Source organism: Stenotrophomonas sp. GZD-301 (genome assembly GCF_049310345.1).
Lineage (GTDB): Bacteria > Pseudomonadota > Gammaproteobacteria > Xanthomonadales > Xanthomonadaceae > Stenotrophomonas.
Genome location: NZ_JBMOWY010000040.1, coordinates 80,829 through 105,542, shown reverse-complemented (window position 1 = coordinate 105,542; position 24,714 = coordinate 80,829). Strand labels below are relative to the sequence as shown.

Sequence of the window (24,714 nt, the reverse complement as noted above, 5' to 3'; positions counted from 1 at the left end):
ATCAAGGGTAAAGATTCCCATCATGGGAAGGTCAAGCCCGTCCCTGCCCGGCCGCCACTCGTCCCACAGGCGCCTGCATTCGGCCCCGGCCCGCTGACGGCGGGCCCCGCCGGGCGGACACTGGCCCCCGAACAGATGGCCTGGAGGCCGAGGACGAACCGCCATGAAACGACGCGACTGCCTGAAGGCCGGACTGGTGCTGCCGCTGCTCCCCCTGTTGTCCAAGACCACCGCCACCCTTGCGCCCCGCCTGCCGAGGGTGCGTCCGGGCAGCGCGGGCTGGCCGTGCGATGCCGAGTGGGCGCGGCTGTCGCGGGCCGTCGGCGGCCGCCTCTCCATCCCGCAGTCGCCCTTCCTTGGCGACGCCACCGCGCGGGCCGAAGCCCTGGCCCAGATCCGCAACCCCTTCTACATCGGTGACCAGCCGGCACTGACCCAGACCAGCGGCTACTACGGCGCCTGGCGCTCGGTCCCCAGTGCCCGGGCGGTGGCGGCGACCGGCAGCGCCGACGTCGCCGCGGCAGTGGATTTCGCCCGCCGGCACCGGCTGCGTTTGGCGATCAAGGGCGGTGGCCACAGCTACCACGGTACCTCCTGCGCCCCCGATTCGCTGCTGGTGTGGACCCGGGCGATGAACCAGGTGGAGGTACACGACGCCTTCATCCCGCACAACGCGCGGCCAGGGACGGCCGCCGAGCCGGCCGTGAGCCTGGGCGCCGGCGCCATGTGGATCGACGCCTACGATGCGGTCACCACCCGGCGCGGTCGCTACGTGCAGGGCGGTGGCTGCACCTCGGTGGGCGTGGCCGGGCTGGTCACCGGCGGTGGCTTCGGCAGCTTCTCCAAGGCCTACGGCAGCGCGGCCTCGCACCTGCTGGAGGCCGAAGTGGTCACCGCAGACGGCCGCGTGCGGGTGGTCAACGCCGACAACGATGCCGAGCTGTTCTGGGCATTGAAGGGCGGCGGCGGCGCGAGCTTCGGCGTCGTCACCCGCCTGACGCTGCGCACCCACGCGCTGCCGGACACCTTCGGCGGCGTCACGCTGGCGGTACGGGCCGACACGGACGACGCGTGGCAGGCGCTGGTCGGCGAGATGCTCCGCTTCTACCGCGATGCCCTGTGCAATCGGCACTGGGGCGAGCAGATCGCGTTCCGCGGCGAGCGCACCCTGCGCGTGTCGATGGTGTTCCAGGGGCTGGCCAAGGACGACGCGGAAGCGGTCTGGGCGCCGTTCCTGGCGTGGCTGCAGGCGCGTCCGGCGTATCGCCTCCTTGAGCCCCTGCAGGCACTGGCGCTGCCGGCCCGCCACATGTGGGATGCGGAATTCTTCCGCGCGCACGCCCCGCAGTTCATCGCCGAAGACACCCGCGCCGGTGCACCACCGCGGCACATGCTGTGGAAGGGCGACCAGAGCCAGGTGGGCTGGTTCCTGCACGGCTACGCCTCGGTCTGGCTGCCGTCGGCCCTGTTGTCCGACGCCGGGCGTACGGCAGCGGCCACCGCGATCTGTGCCGCTGCCGCGCACATGGACGTGGAACTGCATTGCAACAAGGGCCTGTTCGGCGCGCCCGCCGAGGCGCTGGCCGCCGCGCGCGATACCGCCACCCATCCGGGCGTTCTGGATGCCTTCGCACTGGCGCTGATCGGTACCGCGAGCCGGCCGGTGTACCCCGGCTGCGGCGGCGAGGTGGACGACGGCGACGCACGCTGGGGCGCCGTGCGGGTCGGTCGTGCCTATGCCGCCCTGCGCGAGGTGGCGCCGGACCCGGCCACCTACGTCTCCGAGTGCGACTACTTCCAGCCACAGTGGCAACAGGCGTTCTGGGGGCCGCACTATCCGCGCCTGCAGGCGGCCAAGCGCCGCTACGACCCGGACGGCCTGTTCGTGATCCATCACGGTGTGGGCAGCGAGGGCTGGAGCGGGGATGGCTTCACCCCGCAGGGGTAGCGGTTGCCAGGTGCAGTGGGCCACGCGCTGCCGTAGCCTGCGCGCAGCCCATCGCTCTTCGGAGAATGCCCGTGACACGCACGCCAGCCGCTGCCGCCCTGCCCGCTCTGCTCGCCGTTGCCGTTGTCGTTGCCCTCGCGATGACAGTACCGTGCGCACCTGCCCACGCACAGTCAGCACCTGCCGGGGACAGCACGCCGGCCGGTGCGTCCTTCAATGCCCTGCTGGATGCACAGACGATGGAGGCGATCAACGCCGACCCGGAGCTGCGCACCCTGCTCGGCCTCCGCGGCGATGGCGCCAACGATACGGCCGGGCAGTTGACCGATGTGTCGCTGGCAAGGCGCGAGGTCAACCGCCGCCTGCTGGCCGACAACCTCGCCGCGATCAAGGGCTGGCACGGTGCACCGCTGGGCCCGCAGCAACGCCTCAGCGACGGGCTGGCGCGCTGGTTCTACCAGGCCCAGATCGACCTCATGGCGACACCGTGGGCACCGGCGTGGTTGCCGGTGGGCGGCAGCACCTATGCGGTGGACCAGTTGTTCAGCCTGCCGGTCAACCTGCCGCAGTTCATGGACAACCAGCATGCCGTCACCGATGCGGCCAGTGCGGCGGCCTACATCGCGCGGCTGCAGGCGATGGGAACCAAGCTCGACCAGGTCCGCGCCAACCTGGACATGCAGGTGCGCCAGGGCGTGGTGCCACCCGAACTGGCGCTGCAGGGCGCGGCCACCCAGTTCCGCACGCTGCTCGCGCCGGCCCCGCAGGACAGCCTGTGGGTGCGTGGGCTGCAGCGCAAGCTGGATGCGCTGGACACCCTCCCCGCCGCGCAACGCGCCGCGTGGATCACGCAGGCCACCGAGGCGGTACGCGACGCGGTCAATCCCGGTTACCAGCGCCTGATGGCCGATGTCGATGGCCTGCTGGCGCGTCATCCGGGCAACCACGGCGTCTGGGCGCTGCCCGAAGGCAAGGCCTACTACGATGCCGCGCTGCGCTGGTACACCAGCACCGATCTGGATGCCGATGCGATCCACCGGATCGGACTGGACGAAGTGGCACGCCTGGACAAGGCGATGGATGCCCGTCTGCGCGATCTCGGCCTGCGCGACGGCAGTGTGGCCGCGCGTGTGGCCCTGCTGCGCGACGACCCGCGCTACCGCTACGCCGACAGCGATGCCGGCCGCCAGCAGCTGATCGGCGACATCCAGCAGCGGCTGCGCGATCTCGATCCGATCCTGCCGACCTACTTCGGCCGCCTGCCGACCCAGCCGCTGCAGGTGCAGCCGGTACCCGTGCACATGCAGGCGACCTCGCCCGGCGGCTATTACTACCCGCCCGCGCTGGACGGATCGCGCCCGGGCACCTTCTTCATCAACCTCGGCGACATGGCCTCCAACACCCGCTGGAGCGTGCCCACGCTGACCTACCACGAAGGGTCGCCGGGCCATCACTTCCAGATTTCGATCGGGCAGACCCTGGACGACCTGCCGATGCTGCGCCGCAGCCTCAACCCGAGTGCGTTCAGCGAAGGCTGGGCGCTGTATGCCGAGCAGCTGATGGCCGACGCGGGGGTGTACCGCGACGACCCGGCCGGCGACCTCGGCCGCCTGCAGGCCGAGATGTTCCGGTCGGTCAGGCTGGTGGTCGATACCGGGCTGCATCGCAAACGCTGGACGCCCGAGCAGGCGGTGGCCTACATGCAGGCCACCACCGGCATGACCGCCGCCGACGTGCGCATCGAGGTCAACCGCTACCTGGTGCAGCCCGGCCAGGCCGCGTCCTACAAGATGGGTCAGCTGCGGCTGCTGGCGCTGCGCGACAAGGCGCGGCGCCAGCTCGGCAACCGCTTCGACCTGCGCCACTTCCACGATCTGGTGCTGGGCAACGGCGCCCTGCCGATGACCGTGGTCGAGCAGGCCGTGGATGCGTGGATCGCCGGCGGCGGCGGCGATCCGCGCCGCTAGTCCCGCACGCGGCGCGGCCGGCCTGCGTAGAAATACCTAGGCCGGGACCGTGGAACTCCGCTTGTGGCGCACGCAGGCGCTCCGCACAGTGGACTCGACCGTCATCGAGGAGAGTCCCATGCCGCACCGTCGATCGGGCCTGCTGGTGGCAGCGATGCTGGCCGCGCCCCTGCTCGCCGCAGTGCCCTGCGCGGCCCAGACCACCGCGCCGGCCGGCGCAGCGGTCCCGGCACTCGATCCCGACGCGATCCGCGCCGTCGAACGCATGGGCAAGGCGTTGCGCGCGCTGCCGTACTTCACCCTCCGCGCGGACACCATCACCGACTACGTGCTCGACGACGGGCAGAAGGTCAGCCTGTCCGGCACGGTGGACTACAAGGTGCTCGGCACCGACCGGTTCTTCGTGGAGATCCAAAGCGAACAACAGCATCGCCAGCTGTTCTACGACGGGCATGCGCTCACCCTGTACGCGCCCCGCCTGAAGTACTACGCAACGCTGGACGGGCTGGACCGCAGCACGCAGGCGCTGCTGGCCGATTCGGCCGCCGCCTATGGCGTGGAGTTTCCCTTGGCCGACCTGTTCCTTTGGGGCACCGACGCGTTCCCAACCGACCGCTTCCAGTCGGCGCTGGCGGTGGGCACCACCCGTATCGATGGCGATCCCACCCACCATTACGCGTACCGGCTGCCCGGTGTGGACTGGCAGGTCTGGGTGTCCGACAGCACCCAGCTGCCGCGCCGCCTGGTGATCACGAGCCACAACGACCCGGCGCTGCCGGACTACCAGGCCACGCTGCGCTGGGATACCCGCCGCGCGGTCACGGCGGCCGAGCTGACCTTCCGTCCCGACGGTGCCACCCGCATCGTATTCGTGCCGGTGGACACCGGCGCGCAGGCCAGCGTTCAAGGGGGAGAGTGACATGCATCCTCGCACCTGCCTGCGCGCCACCGCTGCCGCCGCGGCCACCCTGCTGCTGGGGGCCGTGCTGCTCCCCACCCCGGCGCACGCCCGACCGGGACTGCGCGGTTTCGCGCACCCGTCCATCGCCCATCCCGCCGGTTTCGGCGGCGGGGGCATGGAACATGGCGGCGGCGGATTCTCCCCCCATCCCGGCCCCGGACCACATCCGGCTCCAGGTCCAGGTCCGGGTCCGGGTCCGGGTCCGGGTCCGGGTCCGGGTCCGGGTCCGGGTCCGCATCCTCCTGGCCCAGGCCCTGGTCCGGGACCGCATCCTCCTGGTCCTGGGCCGGGACCGCATCCACCCGGACCCGGCCCGGGTCCCGGGCCGCACCCCTATCCGCCGCCCCCGCCGCCGCCGTACTGGGACCATCCGTTCTGGGATGCCGCCGCGTTCACCGCCGGCGTGGCGGTCACCTCGGCCATGATCGGATCGGTGGTCTATTCGCTGCCGGCCGACTGCAGCACGGTCATCATCGATGGCGTGGGCTACCAGCAGTGCGGGACGGGCTGGTACCAGCCGCAGTATGTCGGCACCACCGTGCAGTACATCGTCGTGGACGCGCCGAGATGAGCCACCGGACATGGCGTCACGGACAGTGCATGCGCGCCGGCACGATCACCTGCGGATGCGTGCTGGCAGCGCTGCTGTGCCCGGCCACGGCATGGGCGCAGGACGCCCCGCACTCGACCGACGACATCGCACGCAAGCTCGCCGACCCCGGAGCGGCACTGATCTCGGTGCCGTTCCAGTACAACTATCTGGGTTCGGTGGGACCGGGCGGCGATTTCCACAACCAGCAGTTGAAGATCCAGCCGGTGATCCCGTTCGTCGGCGAGCGTGGAAAGTTCATCCTGCGCCCGATCCTGCCGCTGGCTTGGAACCAGTTTCCGCAGGACCGGCACGGCACCGGCGACTTGTTCGTGCAGGGTTACTACATCCCCAAAACCGCGTCCGAAGCGCACGGTACCGAAGTCGGCTTTGGTGCCGCCGCCCTGCTCGACACCGCGTCCCATGAGACCCTGGGCACCGGCAAGTACTCGCTCGGACCGGCCTTCATCCTGGTACACAAGACCCGCGCCTGGACGGTCGGCGCGCTCGCCAACCATGTGTGGTCGGTGGGCGGCGACGGCGACCGCGAGGATGTGAGCAGCACCAGCGTGCAGCCGTTCGTCACCCGCAACCTGCCCAACGGCTGGTCGCTCAGCGTCACTTCCGAGACCAGCTACAACTGGAAGGCCGCCAGCAGCGATGCCTGGACCGTGCCACTCGGCGCAACGGTGTCCAAGGTGCTGCGGCTGGGCCATACACCGGTCAGCCTCGGCCTCGGTGGGTTCTACAACCTGGACCGGCCGCAGAACGCCAACCGCTGGACCGGACGCTTCTCGGTCACGCTGGTGTTCCCCGAATAGCGCTGCGGCCCGACAGCACGCTCACCTGATCCCTCCTTCCTGCAGGCGCCGCCATGCACAGCCACCCCTGGATCTGGATCCTCAGCCTGTTCGTCGTCCCGCTGCTGGCCGCGCTGGTGGTCAGCCTGCTGGTCCGCCACCGCGGTATCGGCGCCAACGCCGTGCTGACCTGGTTCGTGATCGTGTGCTGGTTCGGTGCGCTGGGCGTGATCCTGTCGCAGGTGCTGTAAGCCAGGCTACAGCGACTGCCCCAGCTCGATGAACAGCACGTTGCCGCCGCCCTCGCGGAACCCCATGCCGAAGATCAGCGGGCCGATCCACGAATCGAAGCCGAGGAACACGCTGCCGTTCCAGATGCCCTCGCTGAGCGACATGTCGCTGCGCTGCTGCCATGCGTTGCCATACTCGACCGTGCCACCGACCTGCGCCGAACGGCCCAGCACCTTGCCCAGCTCATAGGTGTAGCCGGCGAAACCCAGCGCGTAGTCCTGCCCGGTCAGCTCGTTCTGCTGGAAGCCCGCCAGGCGCCAGCGCCCACCCAGCCGGTACAGGCTCTGCACCGGCGCGGTGCCCGATGCGGTGACGTGGTAGCGCAGGCCCAGCTGCAGCGCATGGCGGCCGAACGACCGCGCCGCGACCGCGTCCAGGTCGATCTGGCCGAACGCCGTGTCCGCACCGAGTGCGTGGCGCGACTGATACGTGCCCAGATTCACCAGGTAGCCGTCGCGCGGGAAATACAGGCTGTCGATGTCGTCCAGGGTGGCTTCGGCGATCCAGGCGCCTTCCTCGAAGTCGACCCGGGGAATCGAGGGGTCGCCCACCTCCACCTTCGCATCGCCGCGATAGCGCTCCAGCCCCGCGGTCAAGGTCATCACGTTGGAGATGTTGCGCACCATCGCAGCGGTCACGCCCAGGCGCCGCACGCGATAACGAGCGATCTTGTTGTCGCCGCTGGCGTCGTAGAGGTTGAACGCGCGCGTCTGGAAGCCGCCCCCGACCTGGAACGCGTAGCGGTTGTGCAGGTCGAAGGGATGGTAGTACTGCCCGGTGAGGCCCGGTTCACTGCCAATCTGCAGCGCCACGCGCGCCTCGGCACCATACGGGGACAGTGGCGAGAACAGTATCCCGGCGCGCACATTGCTTTCATGGTTGCCGTCCAGGTCGTTGCTCAGGCTCAGGCCCGCCTCCAGGTACGCCGGCCCGTTCGGCTTGGCATGTGCCGACACCACCACGCCGGTCTGCCCATCGCGCTCGCGTACGTCGTAGGTGATACTGGCCAGCGTGCCCATCCCGTAGGCCCGCAGCACCCCGGCCTGCATGCCGGCGGTATCCAGCGGCTCGCCCACCTTCAGTGGCAGGTAGGACATCAGCAGCGCGTCGGCATACCCGGTGTCGTTGTGCATGTCCACGAAGTCCACCCGCACCGGCTGCCGGTTGCCGGCGCGCTCTGCGCGGTCCCGCTGGAAGCGCGCATAGGCGGCGGGCGGCTGCGAGAACGCGCGCAGCGCCGGAGCCGCCGCGTCCGCCGCCTGCTGGCCGATCCGAAGCGCCTCGGGCGCCTTGTCGAAGTCACCGGTGGCGACCTTGCCGGTCAGGTCCGGCGAGATCAGCAGGTCCTGCGCGCCGAGGCTGTCGAGCTGGCGCTGCGCGCTGCCGGTGGTCAGGAACCCGCTGAGCTGGCTGATCACATCCACCAGGCTGGCATTGCGATCCAACACGCTCAGCGGCGTGCCCACGTCCACCGCGATCACCCGGTCCGCGCCCATCGCGCGCACCACATCGATCGGCACCTGGTTGGACAGCCCGCCATCCAGCAGTACCCGGTCATCGATCGCCACCGGCCGGAAGATGCCGGGCAGCGACATGCTGGCGCGCATCGCCATCGGCAGGCTGCCGTGGTCGAGCACCACCGCCTTGCCGGTGTTGATGTCGGTGGCCACGGCGCGGAACGGGATGGCCAGATCGTCGAAGGCACCGCTGACCCGCGTGCCGCCGGTCGCCCGCTCGAACAGCGCGATCAACCGCTCGCCTTCGGATACACCTCCGGCCAGGGCAACCGCCTTGCCCTCGCCGCCCAGGCCCACGCCGATCGGGGCCAGCTGGGCGAAGTCGTCGCCCTTGCGGCGCAGCGAGCGCTCGCGCCGGGGCAGCGTGTCGCTGAACATCGCCATCCACTGCGTATCCAGCACCACCTGCTCGATGGTCTCCGGGCTGGACCCGGACGCGTACAGTGCGCCCACCAGCGCGCCCGCGCTGGTGCCGGCAATGCAGTCCACCGGAATGTGCAGCGCCTCAAGCTGCTTGAGGATGCGCACATGCGCAATGCCGCGCGCACCGCCACCGCCCAGCGCCAGCCCGATCCGCGGCCGCGTGTCGCCCGCCGCCCGCACGCCACACTGGGTACCGTTGCCCGCCAGCGCCGCTGCGGCATCCGGGGCATCAGCCTGCTGGCCGGCCGCGGCGCACGGTGCGGCAGCGCTCACACCGAGGGCCGCCAGGCACCCCAGCCACAGCCCGCGTCGGGTGCGGGTCAGCGCCATGCGCTGCCCACCTGGATGTAGAACGTGTCGTCTTCCGGTCCCCAGGCGTAGTCCACGCCCACGTGCATCCCCAGCTGCCGGGCGATCAGGTAGCGCACCCCCGCTCCCTTGGACACCTGGTCATCACCGTCACCGAAGCTGTTGTGCCGGCCCCAGGTGCGCCCGGCGCCGACAAAGCCGATCAGCGCCCAGCGTGGCGTCAGGTTACAGCGCAGCTCGGTTTCCAGCACTGCCGCGCGAGTGTCCTGGTAGCGGGCCGAGCCGATGCCGCGCAGGTCGATGTACGGCAACCGGTAGAACGGGATGTCGCCGTTCGCCCGGCGCGCATCGACCCGCCCGCCGAGGACCAGCCGCGTCCCCAGCGGCCAGTAGCCGTACGCGTGTCCGCGATAGCTCTGGAAACTCTGGTCGCTGCCGATCCCCGGCAGGTAGGCGTTGCCCTCGATCATCCCCAGCCAGCCGCGCGACGGGGTGAACGGATTGTCGCGGCTGTCGTATTCCAGCGACAGGCCCAGCCCGGAACTGCGCCGGGACAGCTCGTGCGGCTGGAAGCGGTCGCGGTCCGACGCCACGTCGAAGCCCAGATCCAGATCCATGTAGATCCAGGCCAGGCCCACGTACAAGTCGCGCTTGCCGAGCTGGCGGAAGCCCTGCTGGAACGACATCACCCCATCCATGTTGTAGGCGATCTTCGAGGGCGGCAGCACGTTGCCGGGGGTGTAAAAGTCCAGGTTGATCGACGCCTTGGCCACGCCGCCGCGGTAGCGCCAGCGATCTTCGTCGAAATGCAGCGATGCGCCGATGCCGGCGGCCTCGCTGCCGTTGGCGGTGCGCATGGCGCCGCCACCGTAGATGTCCGGCGTGGCCATTTTCGGCGCGCCGTCGGCATCGGTGGTGACCGGCGTGTGCGGGCGATGGAAGAACGCCAGCGCCACCCCGCCGCCGTTGCCGACGGCCGGATCGGTGATGATTACCGGGACCGGCAGAAAGCCGCGGTGGTCCAGCAGCCAGCCGGACATGTCGAAGCGCCCGTCCTCGGCGTCACGAAAGCGTCCGCCCTGCGCGGGTGGCGCTGCGGCCGCCGGCGAGGGTCCGCCTGCCGTGGCCGGCTGTGCCGACACCACGCCGCTCAGGAGCGCCATCGCAAGGCCACACAACCCGGAACAGGCGCGGATCGACACGGATCACCTCGACGTATGCGTCATGCGTTGCCGGTGCGCGACGCCGCGCCGGTGGGAGGGAGAACCCCGGCGCGACGCCGCGCGATGAAACCGTGCTCAGCGCGCCGCCGTGGCGCCCGGCGGGAAGGAGGCGAACAGCTTGTCCAGGCCGGCCTCGACCGCGGCGTTGACCTTCTCCGGCGAGCTGGGCACCGTGCCGCTGGCCGTGCCACGCCAGACCGCCTGCTTGGTGCGGGCGTCGAACATGTCCACCACCAGTGTGCCAACGTCGTAGGTACGCACCGTGGTGGTCGCATTGCCCATCGCCATGCCGCCGCCCCACCCGCCGCCGCGCCAGCCCCAGCCGCCCATGCCGGTGCCGGTGTAGAAGGTGTCCAGGGTCTGCTTCTGGCTGTTGGCGATATGCGCGGCCAGCGCAATGTCGCCGTTGGGTGCCTCGCGCAGGCCCTTGGCCTGCAGACGGGCATTGATGCCGTCAACGATGCGCTGCTGCACCAGCGGTGAGCCGGCCTCGGGCTTCATCGCCCAGGTATAGGTGCGGTAGGAGGAGAAGTTGGCGCTGCTGTCGAAGTCGGTCTTGACCGTCGGGGACGACGCGCAGGCAACCAGCGAGGTGGCGAGGACGGCAATGGCGAAGGCTTTCATGACGCGAGGCTCCAGTTCCGGAAGAGGAAGGACGCGCTGCCGGTGCAGCGGTCGTCGCAGGGCACAACCACCACGTTACGATGCCGCCGCTGTCGCGGAATCCGCATTACTACGCAGCGGCAGCGGGAAAAACTACCTAGCCGCGCCGGTTCAACGCGGCGGGTTGATCACCACGTACTGCACCGTTGTGCCCGCATAGCGCGGCTCATACCAGGTACTGCCGCATTGCTGGTAGGCCATTCCGTTGATCACGGTGGTCACACAGCTGGGCGGCACGCTGTTGACGATCGAGCCGATCACCGCCGAGGTCACTGCCACGCCGGCGGTCACTGCCGCCGCGGTGGCGAACGGGTGGTCGTCCCAGTGGTTCCAGTGATCGTCGTGATAGTCCACGTCGACATTGACGTTGCGATTGACAGTGCGGTTGACGTTGCGGTTCACGTTCCGATCGACGTTGCGGTTGCCCGCCCCACCCTGCGGCCGCTGCACCGGGCGGTTGATGCTGCTGTGCGCAGCGGCACGGGCCGCGCCGGCGTGAGCCCCTGCCCGCATGCCACCGCCACCGTGTGGGCCGTGCTGCGCCGCCACCGGCACCACGCTCAGCGCCAGCACCAGCAACGCGCCCATTGCCAGCGCTGCCCCCCGTCGCCCCTGTGCAAGGATCGTGCTGTGCATGTCAGTTCTCCTGGTCGTCAGCCGACATCGCCACCGGCACCAGCGCGATCCGCGACGCATCGGCAGGCGGCGTGAAATGGAACGCCGTGGACGCAACCGGGGTGCGCGTATCCCAGCGCAGGTCGGCGCGGTACTGCGGCAGCGCCGGATCGTCCCGCGACGTGATGATCAGTTTCCTGGGCAGCGAGGTCGCCGTGGCGATCCAGATCTGCCAGTCCACCTGGTCCTGCTGGAAGGCGTACTGCTCCACGGCATCGCCGTCGACCGTTCCGCCCCCGATATGCAGCGCGCTGCGGATCGCGTCCGTCCGCGCCTTGTCGGTTCCCCACAGGAACATGTCCGCCAGCGGCAGCTCGATGCCATAGCGGTCGGCCACCTGTGCGGCCAGATCGCCCAGCGTCGCATGCACGCCATCGGCCTGGGCGTAGTACTTCAGGCGCGGCGAGTACAGCGACATCGCCTTGCCGTCATAGAACAACTGGCGCAGCTGGCGGTCGCTGCGGATCTCCAGGAACAGCTGGTTGGGTCGCTTGACCCTGTAGGTCACCGTGCTGTCCAGCTCGATCTTCTGGCCGTCGTCGAGCACCACCTCGGTGCTCGCACGGGACACCAGCGAGAACTGGTTGAGCGCACGCAGCGCCGTGCCCATCCGGTCCAGCGCGGCCAGCGCCCCGGGATCGCGTGCGGTCGCCTCGGGGCGCGCGGCAGCCGGCGCGGGCGGTGCCGCCCCGGTGGCGGCCGTGGCCGTGGAGGCCACGGCCAGCAGCGCACAGGCCAGCCATCGGAACATCGGGAATGCAGCGCTCATGTCGTTTCTCCGCGCATCGGGTTTACCAGGACGCATCGCCCCGGGTCAGAAGCCACCGCTGATCGACAGGCTCCAGGGATCGCCCTCGAACCGGTTTTTGACGCTGAACTCGCCGACGTAGCGGAAGGACACATCCAGGTGCTCGCCCCCCGCCCACTTCTTTCCGTAGGTCAGCACCGGCCCGATGCCGAACGAACGCCCCTTGAAGCCGCCCAGACGGTCGGCGAGATCACCGTCGTCGTCCTGCACCTGCTGCAGCCAGCCGCCGGCCGCGCCGAAGCCCCAGCCACTTGGAGTGCGCTTGACCACCAGCACATCGGCGCGGGCCACCAGGCCGTTCTTGTAGTCGGTATCGTCATTGCGGCTGTACCAGTCCACCGCGCCCAGCACACTGAACTCCAGCGTGCCCGCCTGGAACAGGTGCGTGTAGCCCACGCTGGGTGAGAGCGTCCACACGTTCATGCCGGGATTGGCCAGCTTGCCCGGGTCGTACTTGGCGGTCGGTGCATACACATACAGCCCGACGGACACGTGCTGCACAGGATCAATGTGGTAGCCGGCGATGAACGGTGCGAAGTACACGTCGAACAGATTGGACGTGCTGTCCTTGACCTCGCGCCGCGTGCCCAGCGGCCCGACCAGATCCGCGGTGACGTCGGCGGTGATGTAGGGCACCGTCAGCATCGAGGCGAAGTTCCACTTGCCGGTCCGGGTCGGCCACACGTACACGCCGGTGGCGGCGGTCAGGCTGACGTCGGCGTCCAATCCCAGCGACAGCTGCCCGGCGATGGGCGCCTGCCGGTTGCCGCTGATCTTGCCGTCGTAGTGCACGTAGCTGAGCGACCACTGCATGCCGGGCTCGGGCGGAATCACCCCGGCATAGGAGGTGACCTGCATGCCGGTGATGGACCGGCCCAGCGCACCTTCGACCGCCGCCGCCGGCGCGGCCGCGGTGGCTGCCAGCAGCATCACGGACAACAGCGTCAACCGACGCCAAGGGCGCGCACTCCTGCTCACGGTGGCGGGAAGCATTGGCATGGGGATCTCCTCGCAGACAGGGACACAGGCAGCGCGGCGGTTCATGACCGCTCCACGCAGCGGAAGCCGAGATGGCAGGTGGAGGTATCGATCGGCTGCGCCATGCGGGCGCCCGGACGGTAGCGGCGGCAGTAGTTCGGCGCGCACAGGTGCGAGCCGCCCTTCATCACCCGGCGCGGCACCGCAGCGCGGTCGCGCGGGTCGTGGCTGGTCTCGCGCGCGCCGCCGCGCGGGTTGTCGATGGCGCAGCAGGGGCGGCTCTGCAGCTGGTCATGCTGCTGGTACCAGTCGCTGGTCCACTCCCACACGTTGCCGATCATGTCGTACAGGCCATACCCGTTGGGCGGATAGCTGCCCACCGGGGAGGTCCAGCGATGGCCGTCGGTTTCCAGGTTCTGCCACGGAAACTCGCCCTGCCAGGTATTGGCCATATGGCGGCCATCGCACAGCAGGCTGTCGCCCCACGCGAACTCGGTGGCATCGTTGCCGCCCTTCGCGGCGAACTCCCACTCGGCCTCGGTGGGCAGATCCTTGTCCAGCCACCGCGCATACGCCAGCGCGTCGGCATGAGTAACGTGCACCACCGGGTGGTCCTCCAGCCCGGCCAGGCTGGAGAACGGGCCGCGCGGGTGGCGCCAGTCGGCGCTCGGCACGTAGTGCCACCACTGATGGGTATCTGTCAACGGGACCGGATACGCCGGCGCCACGAACACCACCGATGAGGGCACCAGCAGCGCCGGATCGGCACCGGGGTAGTCACGGGGGTCTGCCGGGCGCTCGGCCGCCGTGACATGCCCGGTGTCGCGCACGAACCGGGCAAACTCGCGGTTGGTGACCGGGTAGCGGTCGATCCGGAAGGGCGCCACCTTGGCCTTGTGCAGCGGCCGCTCCTCCGGATAGTGGTCGTTGGAGCCCATGCTGAACACGCCCCCGGCGAGCGCGATCATGGTGTCGGCGACGACGCTCATGACCGCACCTCCGGCGCGCGCGACGAGACGGTGGCAGGATCGCACCGGGTCATGTCAGCTGCCCGCGCACGCATCGCTCATCGATTTGAGCGCATCGTCGATGGTGAAGGTGTTGGGCTTCTGCACCCGCGGGAACTCCTTGAACGTCGCTGCGAACTTGTCGGCGATCGCGTACGCGCCGAACAGGATGTAGGCGTGATACAGCATCCATTCGTAGTAGGAGTTGGAGGTCACATCGGCGAACTCGTACGGATCGGTGCGCAGGTTGTAGACCTTGGGCAGCCGCAGCGGCGTCAGCGGCTCGGCCCAGACCTGGAGCGTGCCCTTGCAGCGCTGCTCCATGAACGAGACCTTCCAGTTGTCGTAGCGGATCGCCATGACATCGCCATCGTCGCTGAAGTACACGAAGATGTTGCGCGGGCTCTCCTTTTCCTTGCCCGTCAGGTAGCCGGTCAGGTCCATGCCGTCGATGTGGTTCTTGTACGTCCGGCCATTCGCCTTGTACCCCTTCTTCAGCTTGGCGCTGACATCCGGGTCGCCGGCCATCGTCAGGAAGGTGGGCAGCCAGTCGTGGTGCTGCACGATGCCGTTGGCCACGGTGCCGGCCGGAATATGGCCCGGCCAGCGCGCCACCAGCGGGATGCGGAACGCGCCCTCCCAGTTGGTGTCCTTCTCGCTGCGGAAGGGCGTGGTGCCACCGTCCGGCCAGGAGTTGCGGTGTGGCCCGTTGTCGGTGGAGTACATCACGAAGGTGTCCTCGGCAATGCCCAGCTCGTCGAGGAAGTCCAGCAGCTCACCCACGTTTTTGTCGTGGTCGATCATGGTGTCGTGATACGGCGACTGCCACCGCCCGGCCTGGCCCAGGCTTTCCGGCTTGGTGTGGGTGAACATGTGCATGTGGGTGTAGTTGACCCACACAAAGAACGGCGTGTCGTCGTCGTGCTGCCGCTTGATGAAGTCCTTGGCGGCTGCCGCGAACTCGTCGTCGCAGGTTTCCATGCGCTTGACGTTCAGCGGCCCGGTGTCCTCGATCTTCTGCCTGCCCACCTTGCCCCAGCGCTCCTGCACCGTGGCATCGTCCTTGTCGGTGGCCCAGCTGTGGATCACCCCGCGCGGCCCGGTGGTCTTGCGGAAGTTGGGGAAATCCTTCTCGGGGAAGTAGTCGTACATTTCCGGCTCTTCCTCGGCATTGAGGTGGTACAGGTTGCCGAAGAACTCATCGAAGCCGTGGTTGGTCGGCAGCATGTGGTTCAGATCGCCAAGGTGGTTCTTGCCGAACTGGCCCGTGGCGTAGCCCTGGTTCTTGAGCAGTGCGGCAATGGTCACCAGCTGGTCGCTCATCCCGGTCGGCGCGCCGGGAATGCCGACCTTGGACAGGCCGGTGCGGTACACGCTCTGCCCGGTGATGAACGACGATCGCCCCGCCGTGCAGGACTGTTCACCATAGGAGTCGGTGAACATCGCCCCCTCGCGCGCGATGCGGTCGATGTTCGGCGTCTGGTACCCCATCAGCCCCCTGCTGTAGCAGCTCAGGTTGCTGATGCCGATGTCGTCGCCCCAGATCACCAGGATGTTGGGGCGCTTGCCGGTGCCCTTCTTCGCGGAACCGGCGGACTTCGCCGGGGCGGTCTTTGCGTTTGCCATGACAGTCTCCATTGGAGCGTAAGACGCGCCGGCGCGGCGCCGGCAACGGACGGGTGGACGGACGTGGAATGCTCAGGCGAACGGTGCGATGTTGAAGGTCATGCTGACGATCGCCAGCAGCCCCAGCAGCCACAGCAGGCCGGCGGTGATCAGGGTCAGGGAGATCGGGTAGCGGCTTTCGCCGTGGACAAGCCCCTCCCGGATCATCAGCGCACGTTCGGCGCGCAACCCCTGCATGTAGCGTACGTGGTAGACGATGCCCAACGTCAGCAGCACCAGTCCCAGCGCCACCAGGGCGACGCCGAAGTTGCGCGGCGCATGCGGGCGGAGTCCGCCGACGGTCTGCAGCATGTGACCGAAGAACTGGTAGATGGTGAAGCCGAAGCCGATCAGCGACAGCGCGGTGCGGATGATCGACATCAATGTGCGGTCCGCGCTCATGCGGGTCCGCTGGAACGACATGCCGGTACGGCGCGACGACAGCTCCAGCGATGCCTGGTCGTTGCCGCCCAGCAGCTGCGCCGCGTGCGCGATGCTCAGGGCACGGTCGCCGAGTGTGCGGGTGGGATCGGGATCGTTCATGGCCTCACGGCGCCCTTTTCGGCTTGGGGGGATGGCGGCGGAACCAGCGTGTGGCGAGCCGGTTGAACGGGCCGCGCAGGACCAGGTACGGCAGGAATCCCAGCACCACGGCAATCACGAACGATTCCAGCGGGTACTTGAAGCCCCCGAACATGCGGAACTGGTAGATCACATCCATGCCCACCCCCAGCAGCAGGATGCGGGTCGTGGCGGTGACGCCCTCACGCCATGCCGTCAACCGTGCCTGACGATCCTGCGTGTGGGTCAGCAGCCACGCATACGGACTGCGTCCGCTGCGTGCGTCCTTGATGCCGTCCAGCAGCGCCGTGATCAGGGCCATCGTCGGTTGCAGGAAGAAGCGGAACGTCATCGGCCCGTCCGCGCGATCGATCATGTCCGTCCAGAAGCGCGTCAGGAACTCGATGGCCAGGAGCATGGAGAGGGTCCGTGCGACAGGGCTCCAGCTTGGGCGTCACCACCGCATCCGACAATCGGCATTGGTACTGCATCGCCGCCAGTATTTTTACTGCGCCGGGTCGTGCGGTCGCCAGCGGTATGCTCGGCGCATGGCCCGGCACAGCGAATCCCTGATGCGTGGTGGACTGGTCCACCGGCTGCTTCACGCCAGCGGCGCGATGCGCGGCACACCGCACCTGCCCTGCTGGATCGCGCTCGGCCTGCTGCTGGTGAGCGTGCTGCCGCTGCTGCTGCTGAGCGCCTCGGCCGGCATGTTGTGGCCGCAGCCGCCGGCCATGCCCCTGCTCGGCGACTACGCCACGCTGGCGCGCCTGCTGCTGGCCACGCCGCTGCTGGTGCTTGCCGCGGCACCGGCCGACGCGCTGATGCGCAATGCGTTCCGGCAGCTGGTCCAGCACAGTCTGGTACCCGCGCACCGCCAGCAGCGCCTGCAGGCGCTGCTGCGCCAGGTGCGCCACGGCCGCGACGGGTGGTGGCCGGAAGCGTTGTGCGTGCTCATCGCCTGGGCACCGGCCCTGCTGGACGGCCATGCGGTCAGCCTGTTGCCCGGCATTGTCGATTGGCGTCTGCACGGCACCGCCCTCACCGCGGCCGGCTACTGGTACGAATGGGTGTCGCTGCCGCTGCACCGGCTGGTCGTGCTGCTGTGGCTGTGGCGCTTCGCGCTGTGGACCTACCTGCTCTGGCGTCTGCCACGGGTTGGCCTGGTGCTGCGCCCCCAGCATCCTGATGGCGCCGGCGGCCTGGGCTTTCTGGGCCTGGCACAGGAGCGTTTTGCCGTGCTGTCGCTGAGCAGTGGGCTGCTGCTCGCCGGCGCCTGTCTGAATCACATGACCTACCTCGGCGAAAGCCTGCACGATCTGCGCCACCTGCTGGCCGGTTTCGTGATTGGCGCCACCGCGCTGCTGGTGGCGCCGCTGCTGCTGTTGATGCCGGCGATGCTGCGGGCCAAACGCCACGGTCTGTATCGCTTCGATGCCCTCGGCAACCGTGCGTCGGCAACCTTTGATCGCCGTTGGAAACAGGACGACGCGACCGGCGACGGTGACGATTCGCTGCTCGACCACGGGGATGCCTCGGCGCTGGCCGACTTCAGCGGCCTGTACCACGGACTGGCATCGATGTCGGTGATACCGCTGAACCGCTGGAACCTGCTGTGGATCGCCGCGCCGGCGATGCTGCCGCTGTGCCCGCTGTTCCTGGTGGCGATGTCGGTGGATGAGCTGGCCAGCAGGCTGCTGGGCATTCTGGCCTAGTGCGGCCGGGCCGGTGCCAGCGAGCGCGAGATGAAGGCCTCGCCGCGGATCGCGGCGTGCACCGCGTGCAGCAGGTCATCGCCTGCATCGGACTTGAGGACATAGCTGCATGCGCCAAGCGCCATCGCACGGGCGATCATCTGCGTTTCGGCATGCACGGTGATGAATACCACGCCCAGTACCGGGCGTTGCTGCCGCAGCTGCTGTGCCGCGGCCAGGCCGTCCAGCTCGGGAAGGGCGATATCGGTCACCACCACATCGGGCAACATGGCCTGCGCGGCCTGCACCAGCGACGCGCCGTCCTGTACCAGGCCGATCACATCGAACTGCTGGCACAGCAGGCCACGGAGCTGGCGTCCCATTGCACAGCCATCCTCGGCCAGCAGCACACGGACTGCATTCATGGCTTCCGCCCGTTCGACGCGTGCACCGATGGTGTGCGGACGAACGCAGCAGAACAAGGGAAAAACAACCGGGGCCGGGCAAGTAAAACTACTTGCCGACAGCGCTCAGTGCCGGATCAGGCCTTCCAGCTCGGCCTTGCGCACCAGCTCCAGTGTGCCGTGCACCCCCAGTTCCTGCATGATCGCGTACTTGTGCGATTCCACCGTGCGCACCGACACGCCCAGCTCGTAGGCGATCTGCTTGGAGCGCAACCCGCGTGCGACGAACTCGAGAATGCGCAGCTGCTTGTCGGTCAGGGTGTACTGGCGACGCCCCGCGTTGACGATCGCATTGGCCGCCAGCGTCGGGGTGACATAAGTCTGGCCATCCATCACGCCGTTGATGGCCCGCACCAGCTCATCGCCGGCTGAACTCTTCAGAATGTAGCCGCTGGCGCCGGCGCGGATGGCCTCGGCGGCCACGCTGGACTCGTCGTGCATGGTCAGGAACACGAAGGGCATCCCATACCCCTCTTCGCGCATCTGGCGCATCGCATCGATACCGCTGATGCCGGGCATGGAGATATCGGCCACCACCACGTCCGGTGGATCGCGGCGTACCGACGCCACCAGCGCCTCGCCGGACGACACCAGCACAATCGAGTCGAAGCAATCCATCAGCAGGCGTTCGATACCCTGCGCGACCAGCATGTGGTCGTCGGCGACGACAACTTTCCGATACGGCATACCCTGCGACTGCGCACATGAAACGGCCATTGCATCATCTCCGTTGTCAATCAATCTCCCCTGATTGAGCAGCACCCCGTGCACCGCCCGGATTGACGGGCGTCGCCATTGTGGTCGCGTGCGGAGGGTGCAGCGCGCTGACCATGCGAGCATGCCTGTGACGAAGCCGTGAGATCACGCCGGCGGTGATCGCGTGCGCGCCGGGCGGGCCCACCCTGTCCGGTTCAGTACCGCAGCGTGTCGCGGGGACATTCCCCGAAGACAGTCCGGTACAGCCCCGAGAACCGTCCGAGGTGGGAAAAACCAAAACGCCCTGCGATGTCGGTCACGCTGTCGCCCGCCCCGCCGTGCAGCAGCGCGCTGCGGGCCAGGTTCAGCCGGGCCATCTGGTGCCAGTGGCACGGACCGTGCCCGAACGCGTCACGGAACAGGCGTTCAAGCTGCCGCTCGCCCACGCCCAGCGCGAGCGACAGCGCACGGCTGTCGAACGGACGGTCCAGCTGCGCCTTCAGATAGGCCTCTGCACGGCGTACCAGGGTGTCGCGGTGCCGCTCCATCCAGTTGCCGACCGCCCGGCGTTCGGGCCCGGTGTCGCTGGCGCTGACCGCATCGACGAAGATCGACAACACGAACTCGGCCAGTGCTTCCCATTGCGATGGCGTCACCATGCCCTCCCACTGGGCCGCATCGGCCAGCGCCTTGTCCACGCCGTAGCACAGCGAACGCGCCTGGGCAGGCGCGACCGGGCGGCTGTACCAGCCATGCCGTGGCAAGCGCAGCTCGCGCCCCACCCGCAGCACCGCCGCACGCTGCAGCACATCGCGCGGAACCAGCAGCACTGCCCACTGCCAGCCGCCGGGGCTGGGCCGCACATTCAACTCGGTATCCTCGGCAAACACCATCACCTGGCCCAGGCCGATCCAGCGTCCGTTGGCCCACATCGGCCGCGTGCAGGACACCGCCATCGCCAGCGCCATCATCCCCTCGGCGAAACAGCCGCTGGCGAAAATGGGCAGTGTGTAGGCGCCGCTGTCCAGGCTGAACCCGGGAAATACCAGCCGCTGCACACAGGCACGGAAATGGCCTGCGCCCAGCAGGCGCTGCTCGAAACGCGTATCGCGGACCACGCCGAGCAGCGCATCCGCGTCGAAGCCGTCCACCACGAAGCGGCTGTAAGGGGCCATCGGTTCGTTCATGCCAACTCCTGGGCAGGTCGGAAATCGGATAGCGCGGGACGGGACAAGCTGATGTGATCGGCGCGATTGTGGGGCGGAAACGACAGGGCCACAAGTCGCCTGCAGGCGTCCTGCCCATTCCTCATCGAGGGTCATGTTCAGTGGTTGCCCACGCGAAGCGTACCGGGGTCCCGACACACCTCGCCCATTCGGGCAGCACCGCACGCCCTACGCCGCACGTCTCCACACCACCGTCATCCGACGTACGCACCCTCGTCACACGGCTCATCCCGCTGCTGCTGGGCTGCCTGGTCGGCCAGCTGCTGCCTGCCGTGGCGCAGATGCCCGGCCTGCGCCTGCACGTGCTGTGGCTGCCGGGTCCCCTGCTGCTCGCGTGGCTGTTGTTCACCCCGCGCGCGGCATGGCGTGGCTGCGTGCTGTCGGCAGCGGGCGGCACGCTGCTTGCGGTTGTGTTTGTGCCGTTCGTCGCCATGCCGAGATTGCTGGCCACCTTCGTGGAGTTTGCCCTCGTCCTCATCGTGGCCTGGCTGCTGCAGCGCGGTCGCGCCCGGCGCGCGCCACTGGAAGGGTATCGCGACATCGCCCTGTTTCTGCTGATGGGCGTCGTGCTCCTGCCGCTCTGCAGTGCGTGGTGCCAGACACTGCTGATCACCGGTGGCGGTGACACAGCCGGGGCCGGCACCCTGCTCACGCTGATCCTGTGCAACAGCGTGAGCTATCTGCTGCTGGTGCCGATGCTGGTCAACGTCGAGCGCATCGTGCACACCCCGGAACGCCGGGTGGGGTGGCATTGGCGCACGCTGACAATGGCCCTGGTGTTGATGGGCGCGCTCGCGGCGGTGTGGAGCATGGATTGGAGCGAGGGTGTGATCACGCCGTTGCTGGCGCTGGCCCCCATCCCGCTGCTGGTCTGGGCGCTGATCGTGTTCGGCGTGGCCGGTGCCAGCGTGGCCATGCTGGTGGTTGCCGTGCTGGGCATGCAGCTCAGTCTGGAGGGATTGGGGCCGTTCGCGCTGTGGAACGCCGAGCGCAGCCTGGTGACGGCCCAGGTCTGGTCGCTGGGCAGCGGTGCGGCGCTGCTGTTCCTGGGGGCGCTGTCCGAGCAGAAGCTGTCCAACCATCTCCAGCTGCAGCAGGCCTATCGGCGCCTCGGCGAGGTCACCGGCCGCATGCTGGTGGTGCAGGAGGAAGAGCGCACCCGCATCGCGCGCGATCTGCACGACGATGTCAACCAGTCCTTGGCCGCCATCTCGATCCGGCTCAGTGCGTTGCGCAACCAGGTGCCGCCCAGCGAGCGTCCCAGTGTGGTCGAGCTGCAGGAGCAGCTGCTCTCGGTGTCCAACGACATCCGCTCCATCTCCCATGAGCTTCACCCGAGCATCCTGCGTTTTACCGGGCTGGCCAGCGCGCTCGATGCGTTCTGCATCAAACGCAACACCCGCGGGGCGCTGCGGCTGCGCTGCCATATCGACGATCCACCGCGCCTTCCCGACGATCAGGAGCTGAGCCTGTTCCGGATCGTGCAGGAGGCGATCAACAACGTCGACCGCCACGCGCGGGCGAGCGTCGCCGATGTGCTCGTCACGGTACGCGCGGGCGAGTGGCTGCTGCGCATCGATGATGACGGCGTCGGCATGCCCACCGCCTGCCGCAGCCAGCTTCCCCCCGGCCTCGGCATGATCAGCATGGAAGAACGGGCGCACCTGCTGGGCGGCACGCTGCAGGTGACGCGCAGCCCGCTCGGCGGTACCCGCGTCGAGGTGCGCTTTCCGCTGCGTTGAGCCCCACGCGTGTGCGGCCCAGTAGTCTTACTGGCGCCCCGCGCGTAGAAAGGCGGTTGTGCGCGGTCTGTCCGGGCGGCCACATTGGCCGCCTGCCAAGGAGATCCGCATGGCCGCCCTGTCGCCCCGCTCCCTGTTCGTCCCGGCGCTGCTGCTCGCCGCTGGCTGTGCCTCCACCCCGATGGGAGCACCTCCCCCGCCCGCACCGGTGGCGAAGGCAGTGCCCGAGATCCGTCCCGGCGTTCCGGCCGGCTACCTGGGGCGCGCCCTGCCCGACAGCCTCGCCCTGCTGCCACCACCACCGGCGAAGGGCTCGCCGGGATTCGCGCGTGACCAGGCCGTCAGCCGGGCCTCGCAGAAACTGCGCGGTTCGCCACGCTACGCGCTCGCCAGCGCCGATGCCGACCTGCGCTTCCCGCATATCGCCACCGCGTTCGCCTGTGCGCTCGGCGTTCCGATCAGCCAGCAGGACACCCCGCGCCTGTACCTGCTGCTGCAGCGCAGCCTGGTCGACGCCGGCCTGGCGACCTATGCGGCCAAGGACCACTACCAGCGCACGCGGCCGTTCGTGTACTACAAGGAGGCCACCTGCGCCCCGGCCGATGAAGCGCAGCTGCGTACCGACGGCTCCTACCCCTCCGGCCACACCGCGATCGGCTGGACCTGGGCCCTGTTGTTGACCGAACTCAGCCCGGATCGCGCCGACGCCCTGCTCGCGCGCGGCCGCGCCTTCGGCGAGAACCGGCTGATCTGCAATGCGCATTGGCAAAGCGACGTGCTGCAGGGGCGCGCGGTCGCCGCCGGCGCGGTGGCATCGCTGCATGCCAATGCCGATTTCGGCGACGACATGGCCGCCGCACGCGCCGAGATCGCCAGCCTGCGCGGCAGCAGCGTGACGCCCACCGGGTGCGATGTCGAAGCCGCCGCGCTGAAGGTGGCGATTCCCGGCGTCGAATGAGCCGCCCGCCCCTGCACCGGTGCATTCCACCTCGGCCTGCGCTTCCCGCAATGGCGCGTGCCATGCTCGGCACCTCATCCCAACCGGAAGGTGTCCCGCATGGCCCAGGTCCAGATCGTCTCAGACGGCCCCAACTACCGTCACCAGATCCACAGCGGCGCGCATGCGCTGGTCGCCGACGAACCGGCCAGCCTCGGCGGCCAGGGGGCAGGCTTTGCCCCGTTCGACCTGTACCTGGCCTCGCTGTCGGCGTGTACCGCGATCACCCTGCGCATGTATGCCGAGAAGAAGGGCTGGGAGCTGGGCGAGTTCCGCGCCGAGCTGAGTTCACACCGCGACGCCGCCGATCGGCTGGTGGTGCACCGCGTGCTCCATGCCAGCGCCCCGCTCACCGACGCACAGTGGGCGCGCCTGCTGGAGGTGGTCGAAAAGACCCCGGTCACCAGGGTCATGCGCGAGGGCGCCACCATCACCAGCGAACGCGGCGCCTGATCCGCCTGGGTGGCGGAGAAGAATGGCCCGGCACGCCGCTCCCAGATCGATGACGGGGGAGACATCTCGCTGTGAAAGCGGCGTACCGGGACAAGACGGTGCGTCACAGCCTGCGTGGGCAGGCCGGGACACGGAAAGCATGGGAAAGAGCGCGTGTCCGCGTGGGAGCCGCCGCGCTCAGCGCGGCGTGGCCATCCCCGACAGCTCCACGCGCCGGTTCGGTGCCAGGCAGGCGATCAGCGCCTTGCGCCCTGCCGAGTCACACTGCACCAGCGGGTTGGCCTTGCCGCGGCCTTCGGCCATGATCGCCGCCGCCGGCACGCCGCCCTGCACCAGCGCATCGCGCACGGCGTGGGCGCGGCGCTGCGACAGGTCCAGGTTGTAGGCGTCGGCCCCGATACGGTCGGTGTAGCCCAGCACCTGGATGGTCTGCACCTGGCTGGCGCTGCGCACCTGGTCCAGCACCGCGTCGATGCTGCGACGCCCTTCGGCGGTCAGCACCGCACTATCGAAGGCGAACAGCGCATCGGCCGACAGGCGCAGCGGTTCGGTCGGCATGACCACCGGGGCGGGCGGCGGCGGCGGCGGCGGCGGGGCCGGCGGCTGCAGCACCGCCGCGCAGGCGGCCGGCTTCCAATGGCTGTCCTGGGCGATGCCCTTGCTGTCGAAGCTGACCATGAACTGGCAGGTGAAGTAGTCCCCGCCCGGGGTACTGCGGAAGTTGAACAGGTAGTTCCACTCGCGTACGCCCCACATGCCCTCACCGAAATGCGGCGTACCGAGCAGGCTGTAGAGCTGGCGCTTGCTCATGCCGCGCGCGAACAGGCGCAGGCTGTCGATGTCGACGAACAGGCCTTCCTTCAGCGAGGCCTTGCGCGGGTCCGGGAACGCCGGGGCGGCCGCTTCCGCACCGCCTGCCTCCATCGTTGCAGGACCATCGGCCTTCCGACCGTGGCTGGCACATGCACTGAACAGCAGGACCGCCAGCCCCAGCGACAGCGAGCGCAGCAGCGGCGACGTGGATGCGGATGATGTGGACATGGTTTCCCCCTGGATA

The 24,714-nt window shown here is 68.9% G+C and carries 24 protein-coding genes; 10 read left to right on the top strand and 14 right to left on the bottom strand.

Going from position 1 to position 24,714, the window contains the following annotated elements; all coding sequences use genetic code 11:
• Positions 1 to 163: 163 nt before the first annotated feature.
• The 6 genes from ACO6VK_RS10795 to ACO6VK_RS10770 all read left to right on the top strand — a co-directional run bounded on the left by ACO6VK_RS10795 (position 164) and on the right by ACO6VK_RS10770 (position 6,516).
• The gene (locus tag ACO6VK_RS10795; RefSeq protein ID WP_422506985.1) at positions 164 to 1,948 is read left to right on the top strand and encodes an FAD-binding protein; all 1,785 of its coding nucleotides are present in this window, start codon (positions 164 to 166) and stop codon (positions 1,946 to 1,948) included.
• Positions 1,949 to 2,019: 71 nt separating this feature from the next.
• Entirely contained in the window at positions 2,020 to 3,915 is a 1,896-nt protein-coding gene (locus ACO6VK_RS10790) for a DUF885 domain-containing protein (protein WP_422506983.1), read from the top strand.
• A gap of 118 nt (positions 3,916 to 4,033) precedes the next feature.
• Positions 4,034 to 4,834 carry a DUF2092 domain-containing protein gene (locus ACO6VK_RS10785; RefSeq protein ID WP_422506981.1) on the top strand — a complete coding sequence of 267 codons (801 nt, stop codon included), beginning with the start codon at positions 4,034 to 4,036 and terminating at the stop codon, positions 4,832 to 4,834.
• Between the two features lie 463 nt (positions 4,835 to 5,297).
• Positions 5,298 to 5,447 (top strand): hypothetical protein, encoded by a 150-nt coding sequence (locus tag ACO6VK_RS10780; protein ID WP_422506979.1) that lies wholly within the window; start codon positions 5,298 to 5,300, stop codon positions 5,445 to 5,447.
• A 29-nt stretch (positions 5,448 to 5,476) separates the two neighbouring features.
• Positions 5,477 to 6,286 carry a hypothetical protein gene (locus ACO6VK_RS10775; protein WP_422506977.1) on the top strand — a complete coding sequence of 270 codons (810 nt, stop codon included), beginning with the start codon at positions 5,477 to 5,479 and terminating at the stop codon, positions 6,284 to 6,286.
• Between the two features lie 53 nt (positions 6,287 to 6,339).
• Positions 6,340 to 6,516: a hypothetical protein gene (locus tag ACO6VK_RS10770; protein ID WP_422506975.1), complete on the top strand. Its 177-nt coding sequence runs from the start codon at positions 6,340 to 6,342 to the stop codon at positions 6,514 to 6,516.
• Between the two features lie 6 nt (positions 6,517 to 6,522).
• On the opposite strand, the gene ACO6VK_RS10765 is transcribed toward ACO6VK_RS10770, so the two are convergent.
• The 10 genes from ACO6VK_RS10765 to ACO6VK_RS10720 form a co-directional block, all read right to left on the bottom strand.
• Entirely contained in the window at positions 6,523 to 8,826 is a 2,304-nt protein-coding gene (locus ACO6VK_RS10765; RefSeq protein WP_422506973.1) for a patatin-like phospholipase family protein, read from the bottom strand.
• Positions 8,817 to 9,968, bottom strand: a complete 1,152-nt coding sequence (locus tag ACO6VK_RS10760) for a BamA/TamA family outer membrane protein (RefSeq protein WP_422506971.1) — start codon at positions 9,966 to 9,968, stop codon at positions 8,817 to 8,819. Before ACO6VK_RS10760 ends, ACO6VK_RS10765 begins: the two co-directional genes overlap by 10 nt.
• Positions 9,969 to 10,103: 135 nt before the next feature.
• On the bottom strand, positions 10,104 to 10,652 hold the full coding sequence (locus ACO6VK_RS10755; RefSeq protein WP_422506969.1) for a DUF4136 domain-containing protein: 549 nt from the start codon (positions 10,650 to 10,652) through the stop codon (positions 10,104 to 10,106).
• Positions 10,653 to 10,802: 150 nt separating this feature from the next.
• Positions 10,803 to 11,327, bottom strand: coding sequence for a hypothetical protein (locus ACO6VK_RS10750; RefSeq protein WP_422506967.1), 525 nt, complete (start codon positions 11,325 to 11,327; stop codon positions 10,803 to 10,805).
• 1 nt (position 11,328) lies between these two features.
• On the bottom strand, positions 11,329 to 12,135 hold the full coding sequence (locus ACO6VK_RS10745; RefSeq protein WP_422506965.1) for a DUF2092 domain-containing protein: 807 nt from the start codon (positions 12,133 to 12,135) through the stop codon (positions 11,329 to 11,331).
• A 45-nt stretch (positions 12,136 to 12,180) separates the two neighbouring features.
• On the bottom strand, positions 12,181 to 13,173 hold the full coding sequence (locus ACO6VK_RS10740) for a SphA family protein (RefSeq protein ID WP_422506963.1): 993 nt from the start codon (positions 13,171 to 13,173) through the stop codon (positions 12,181 to 12,183).
• A 41-nt stretch (positions 13,174 to 13,214) separates the two neighbouring features.
• Entirely contained in the window at positions 13,215 to 14,141 is a 927-nt protein-coding gene (locus ACO6VK_RS10735) for a formylglycine-generating enzyme family protein (RefSeq protein WP_422506961.1), read from the bottom strand.
• A gap of 54 nt (positions 14,142 to 14,195) precedes the next feature.
• Positions 14,196 to 15,785 (bottom strand): arylsulfatase, encoded by a 1,590-nt coding sequence (locus tag ACO6VK_RS10730; protein WP_422506959.1) that lies wholly within the window; start codon positions 15,783 to 15,785, stop codon positions 14,196 to 14,198.
• Positions 15,786 to 15,857: 72 nt separating this feature from the next.
• Positions 15,858 to 16,367 (bottom strand): DUF202 domain-containing protein, encoded by a 510-nt coding sequence (locus ACO6VK_RS10725; RefSeq protein WP_422506957.1) that lies wholly within the window; start codon positions 16,365 to 16,367, stop codon positions 15,858 to 15,860.
• A gap of 4 nt (positions 16,368 to 16,371) precedes the next feature.
• Positions 16,372 to 16,803, bottom strand: a complete 432-nt coding sequence (locus tag ACO6VK_RS10720) for a hypothetical protein (protein WP_422506955.1) — start codon at positions 16,801 to 16,803, stop codon at positions 16,372 to 16,374.
• Positions 16,804 to 16,957: 154 nt separating this feature from the next.
• Here ACO6VK_RS10720 and ACO6VK_RS10715 point away from each other — a divergent pair, with 154 nt between their 5' ends.
• Positions 16,958 to 18,100 (top strand): hypothetical protein, encoded by a 1,143-nt coding sequence (locus ACO6VK_RS10715; protein WP_422506953.1) that lies wholly within the window; start codon positions 16,958 to 16,960, stop codon positions 18,098 to 18,100.
• Here ACO6VK_RS10715 and ACO6VK_RS10710 read toward each other — a convergent pair.
• The 3 genes from ACO6VK_RS10710 to ACO6VK_RS10700 form a co-directional block, all read right to left on the bottom strand.
• On the bottom strand, positions 18,097 to 18,504 hold the full coding sequence (locus ACO6VK_RS10710) for a response regulator (RefSeq protein WP_422506951.1): 408 nt from the start codon (positions 18,502 to 18,504) through the stop codon (positions 18,097 to 18,099). The two genes, ACO6VK_RS10715 and ACO6VK_RS10710, sit on opposite strands and share 4 nt — an antisense overlap.
• Positions 18,505 to 18,609: 105 nt before the next feature.
• Entirely contained in the window at positions 18,610 to 19,260 is a 651-nt protein-coding gene (locus ACO6VK_RS10705; protein ID WP_422506949.1) for a response regulator, read from the bottom strand.
• Between the two features lie 194 nt (positions 19,261 to 19,454).
• Positions 19,455 to 20,426, bottom strand: a complete 972-nt coding sequence (locus tag ACO6VK_RS10700) for a helix-turn-helix domain-containing protein (protein ID WP_422506947.1) — start codon at positions 20,424 to 20,426, stop codon at positions 19,455 to 19,457.
• Between the two features lie 140 nt (positions 20,427 to 20,566).
• Here ACO6VK_RS10700 and ACO6VK_RS10695 point away from each other — a divergent pair, with 140 nt between their 5' ends.
• The 3 genes from ACO6VK_RS10695 to ACO6VK_RS10685 all read left to right on the top strand — a co-directional run bounded on the left by ACO6VK_RS10695 (position 20,567) and on the right by ACO6VK_RS10685 (position 23,657).
• Positions 20,567 to 22,207, top strand: a complete 1,641-nt coding sequence (locus ACO6VK_RS10695) for a histidine kinase (RefSeq protein ID WP_422506945.1) — start codon at positions 20,567 to 20,569, stop codon at positions 22,205 to 22,207.
• Between the two features lie 109 nt (positions 22,208 to 22,316).
• Entirely contained in the window at positions 22,317 to 23,165 is an 849-nt protein-coding gene (locus ACO6VK_RS10690; RefSeq protein ID WP_422506943.1) for an acid phosphatase, read from the top strand.
• A gap of 99 nt (positions 23,166 to 23,264) precedes the next feature.
• Positions 23,265 to 23,657, top strand: coding sequence for an OsmC family protein (locus tag ACO6VK_RS10685; protein ID WP_422506941.1), 393 nt, complete (start codon positions 23,265 to 23,267; stop codon positions 23,655 to 23,657).
• Positions 23,658 to 23,834: 177 nt separating this feature from the next.
• Here the strand turns inward: ACO6VK_RS10685 and ACO6VK_RS10680 are convergent, their stop codons facing one another.
• Positions 23,835 to 24,698, bottom strand: a complete 864-nt coding sequence (locus ACO6VK_RS10680) for an OmpA family protein (protein ID WP_422506939.1) — start codon at positions 24,696 to 24,698, stop codon at positions 23,835 to 23,837.
• Between the last annotated feature and the right edge of the window lie 16 nt (positions 24,699 to 24,714).

Excerpts from the sequence above, each read along its gene's own strand:
- ACO6VK_RS10795 (WP_422506985.1), top strand. The coding sequence starts at position 164 with ATGAAACGACGCGACTGCCTGAAGGCCGGACTGGTGCTGCCGCTGCTC.
- ACO6VK_RS10785 (WP_422506981.1), top strand. The coding sequence starts at position 4,034 with ATGCCGCACCGTCGATCGGGCCTGCTGGTGGCAGCGATGCTGGCCGCG.
- ACO6VK_RS10780 (WP_422506979.1), top strand. The coding sequence starts at position 5,298 with ATGATCGGATCGGTGGTCTATTCGCTGCCGGCCGACTGCAGCACGGTC.
- ACO6VK_RS10775 (WP_422506977.1), top strand. The coding sequence starts at position 5,477 with ATGCGCGCCGGCACGATCACCTGCGGATGCGTGCTGGCAGCGCTGCTG.
- ACO6VK_RS10770 (WP_422506975.1), top strand. The coding sequence starts at position 6,340 with ATGCACAGCCACCCCTGGATCTGGATCCTCAGCCTGTTCGTCGTCCCG.
- ACO6VK_RS10765 (WP_422506973.1), bottom strand. The coding sequence starts at position 8,826 with ATGGCGCTGACCCGCACCCGACGCGGGCTGTGGCTGGGGTGCCTGGCG.
- ACO6VK_RS10760 (WP_422506971.1), bottom strand. The coding sequence starts at position 9,968 with ATGGCGCTCCTGAGCGGCGTGGTGTCGGCACAGCCGGCCACGGCAGGC.
- ACO6VK_RS10755 (WP_422506969.1), bottom strand. The coding sequence starts at position 10,652 with ATGAAAGCCTTCGCCATTGCCGTCCTCGCCACCTCGCTGGTTGCCTGC.
- ACO6VK_RS10750 (WP_422506967.1), bottom strand. The coding sequence starts at position 11,327 with ATGCACAGCACGATCCTTGCACAGGGGCGACGGGGGGCAGCGCTGGCA.
- ACO6VK_RS10745 (WP_422506965.1), bottom strand. The coding sequence starts at position 12,135 with ATGAGCGCTGCATTCCCGATGTTCCGATGGCTGGCCTGTGCGCTGCTG.
- ACO6VK_RS10740 (WP_422506963.1), bottom strand. The coding sequence starts at position 13,173 with ATGCCAATGCTTCCCGCCACCGTGAGCAGGAGTGCGCGCCCTTGGCGT.
- ACO6VK_RS10735 (WP_422506961.1), bottom strand. The coding sequence starts at position 14,141 with ATGAGCGTCGTCGCCGACACCATGATCGCGCTCGCCGGGGGCGTGTTC.
- ACO6VK_RS10730 (WP_422506959.1), bottom strand. The coding sequence starts at position 15,785 with ATGGCAAACGCAAAGACCGCCCCGGCGAAGTCCGCCGGTTCCGCGAAG.
- ACO6VK_RS10725 (WP_422506957.1), bottom strand. The coding sequence starts at position 16,367 with ATGAACGATCCCGATCCCACCCGCACACTCGGCGACCGTGCCCTGAGC.
- ACO6VK_RS10720 (WP_422506955.1), bottom strand. The coding sequence starts at position 16,803 with ATGCTCCTGGCCATCGAGTTCCTGACGCGCTTCTGGACGGACATGATC.
- ACO6VK_RS10715 (WP_422506953.1), top strand. The coding sequence starts at position 16,958 with ATGCGTGGTGGACTGGTCCACCGGCTGCTTCACGCCAGCGGCGCGATG.
- ACO6VK_RS10710 (WP_422506951.1), bottom strand. The coding sequence starts at position 18,504 with ATGAATGCAGTCCGTGTGCTGCTGGCCGAGGATGGCTGTGCAATGGGA.
- ACO6VK_RS10705 (WP_422506949.1), bottom strand. The coding sequence starts at position 19,260 with ATGGCCGTTTCATGTGCGCAGTCGCAGGGTATGCCGTATCGGAAAGTT.
- ACO6VK_RS10700 (WP_422506947.1), bottom strand. The coding sequence starts at position 20,426 with ATGAACGAACCGATGGCCCCTTACAGCCGCTTCGTGGTGGACGGCTTC.
- ACO6VK_RS10690 (WP_422506943.1), top strand. The coding sequence starts at position 22,317 with ATGGCCGCCCTGTCGCCCCGCTCCCTGTTCGTCCCGGCGCTGCTGCTC.
- ACO6VK_RS10685 (WP_422506941.1), top strand. The coding sequence starts at position 23,265 with ATGGCCCAGGTCCAGATCGTCTCAGACGGCCCCAACTACCGTCACCAG.
- ACO6VK_RS10680 (WP_422506939.1), bottom strand. The coding sequence starts at position 24,698 with ATGTCCACATCATCCGCATCCACGTCGCCGCTGCTGCGCTCGCTGTCG.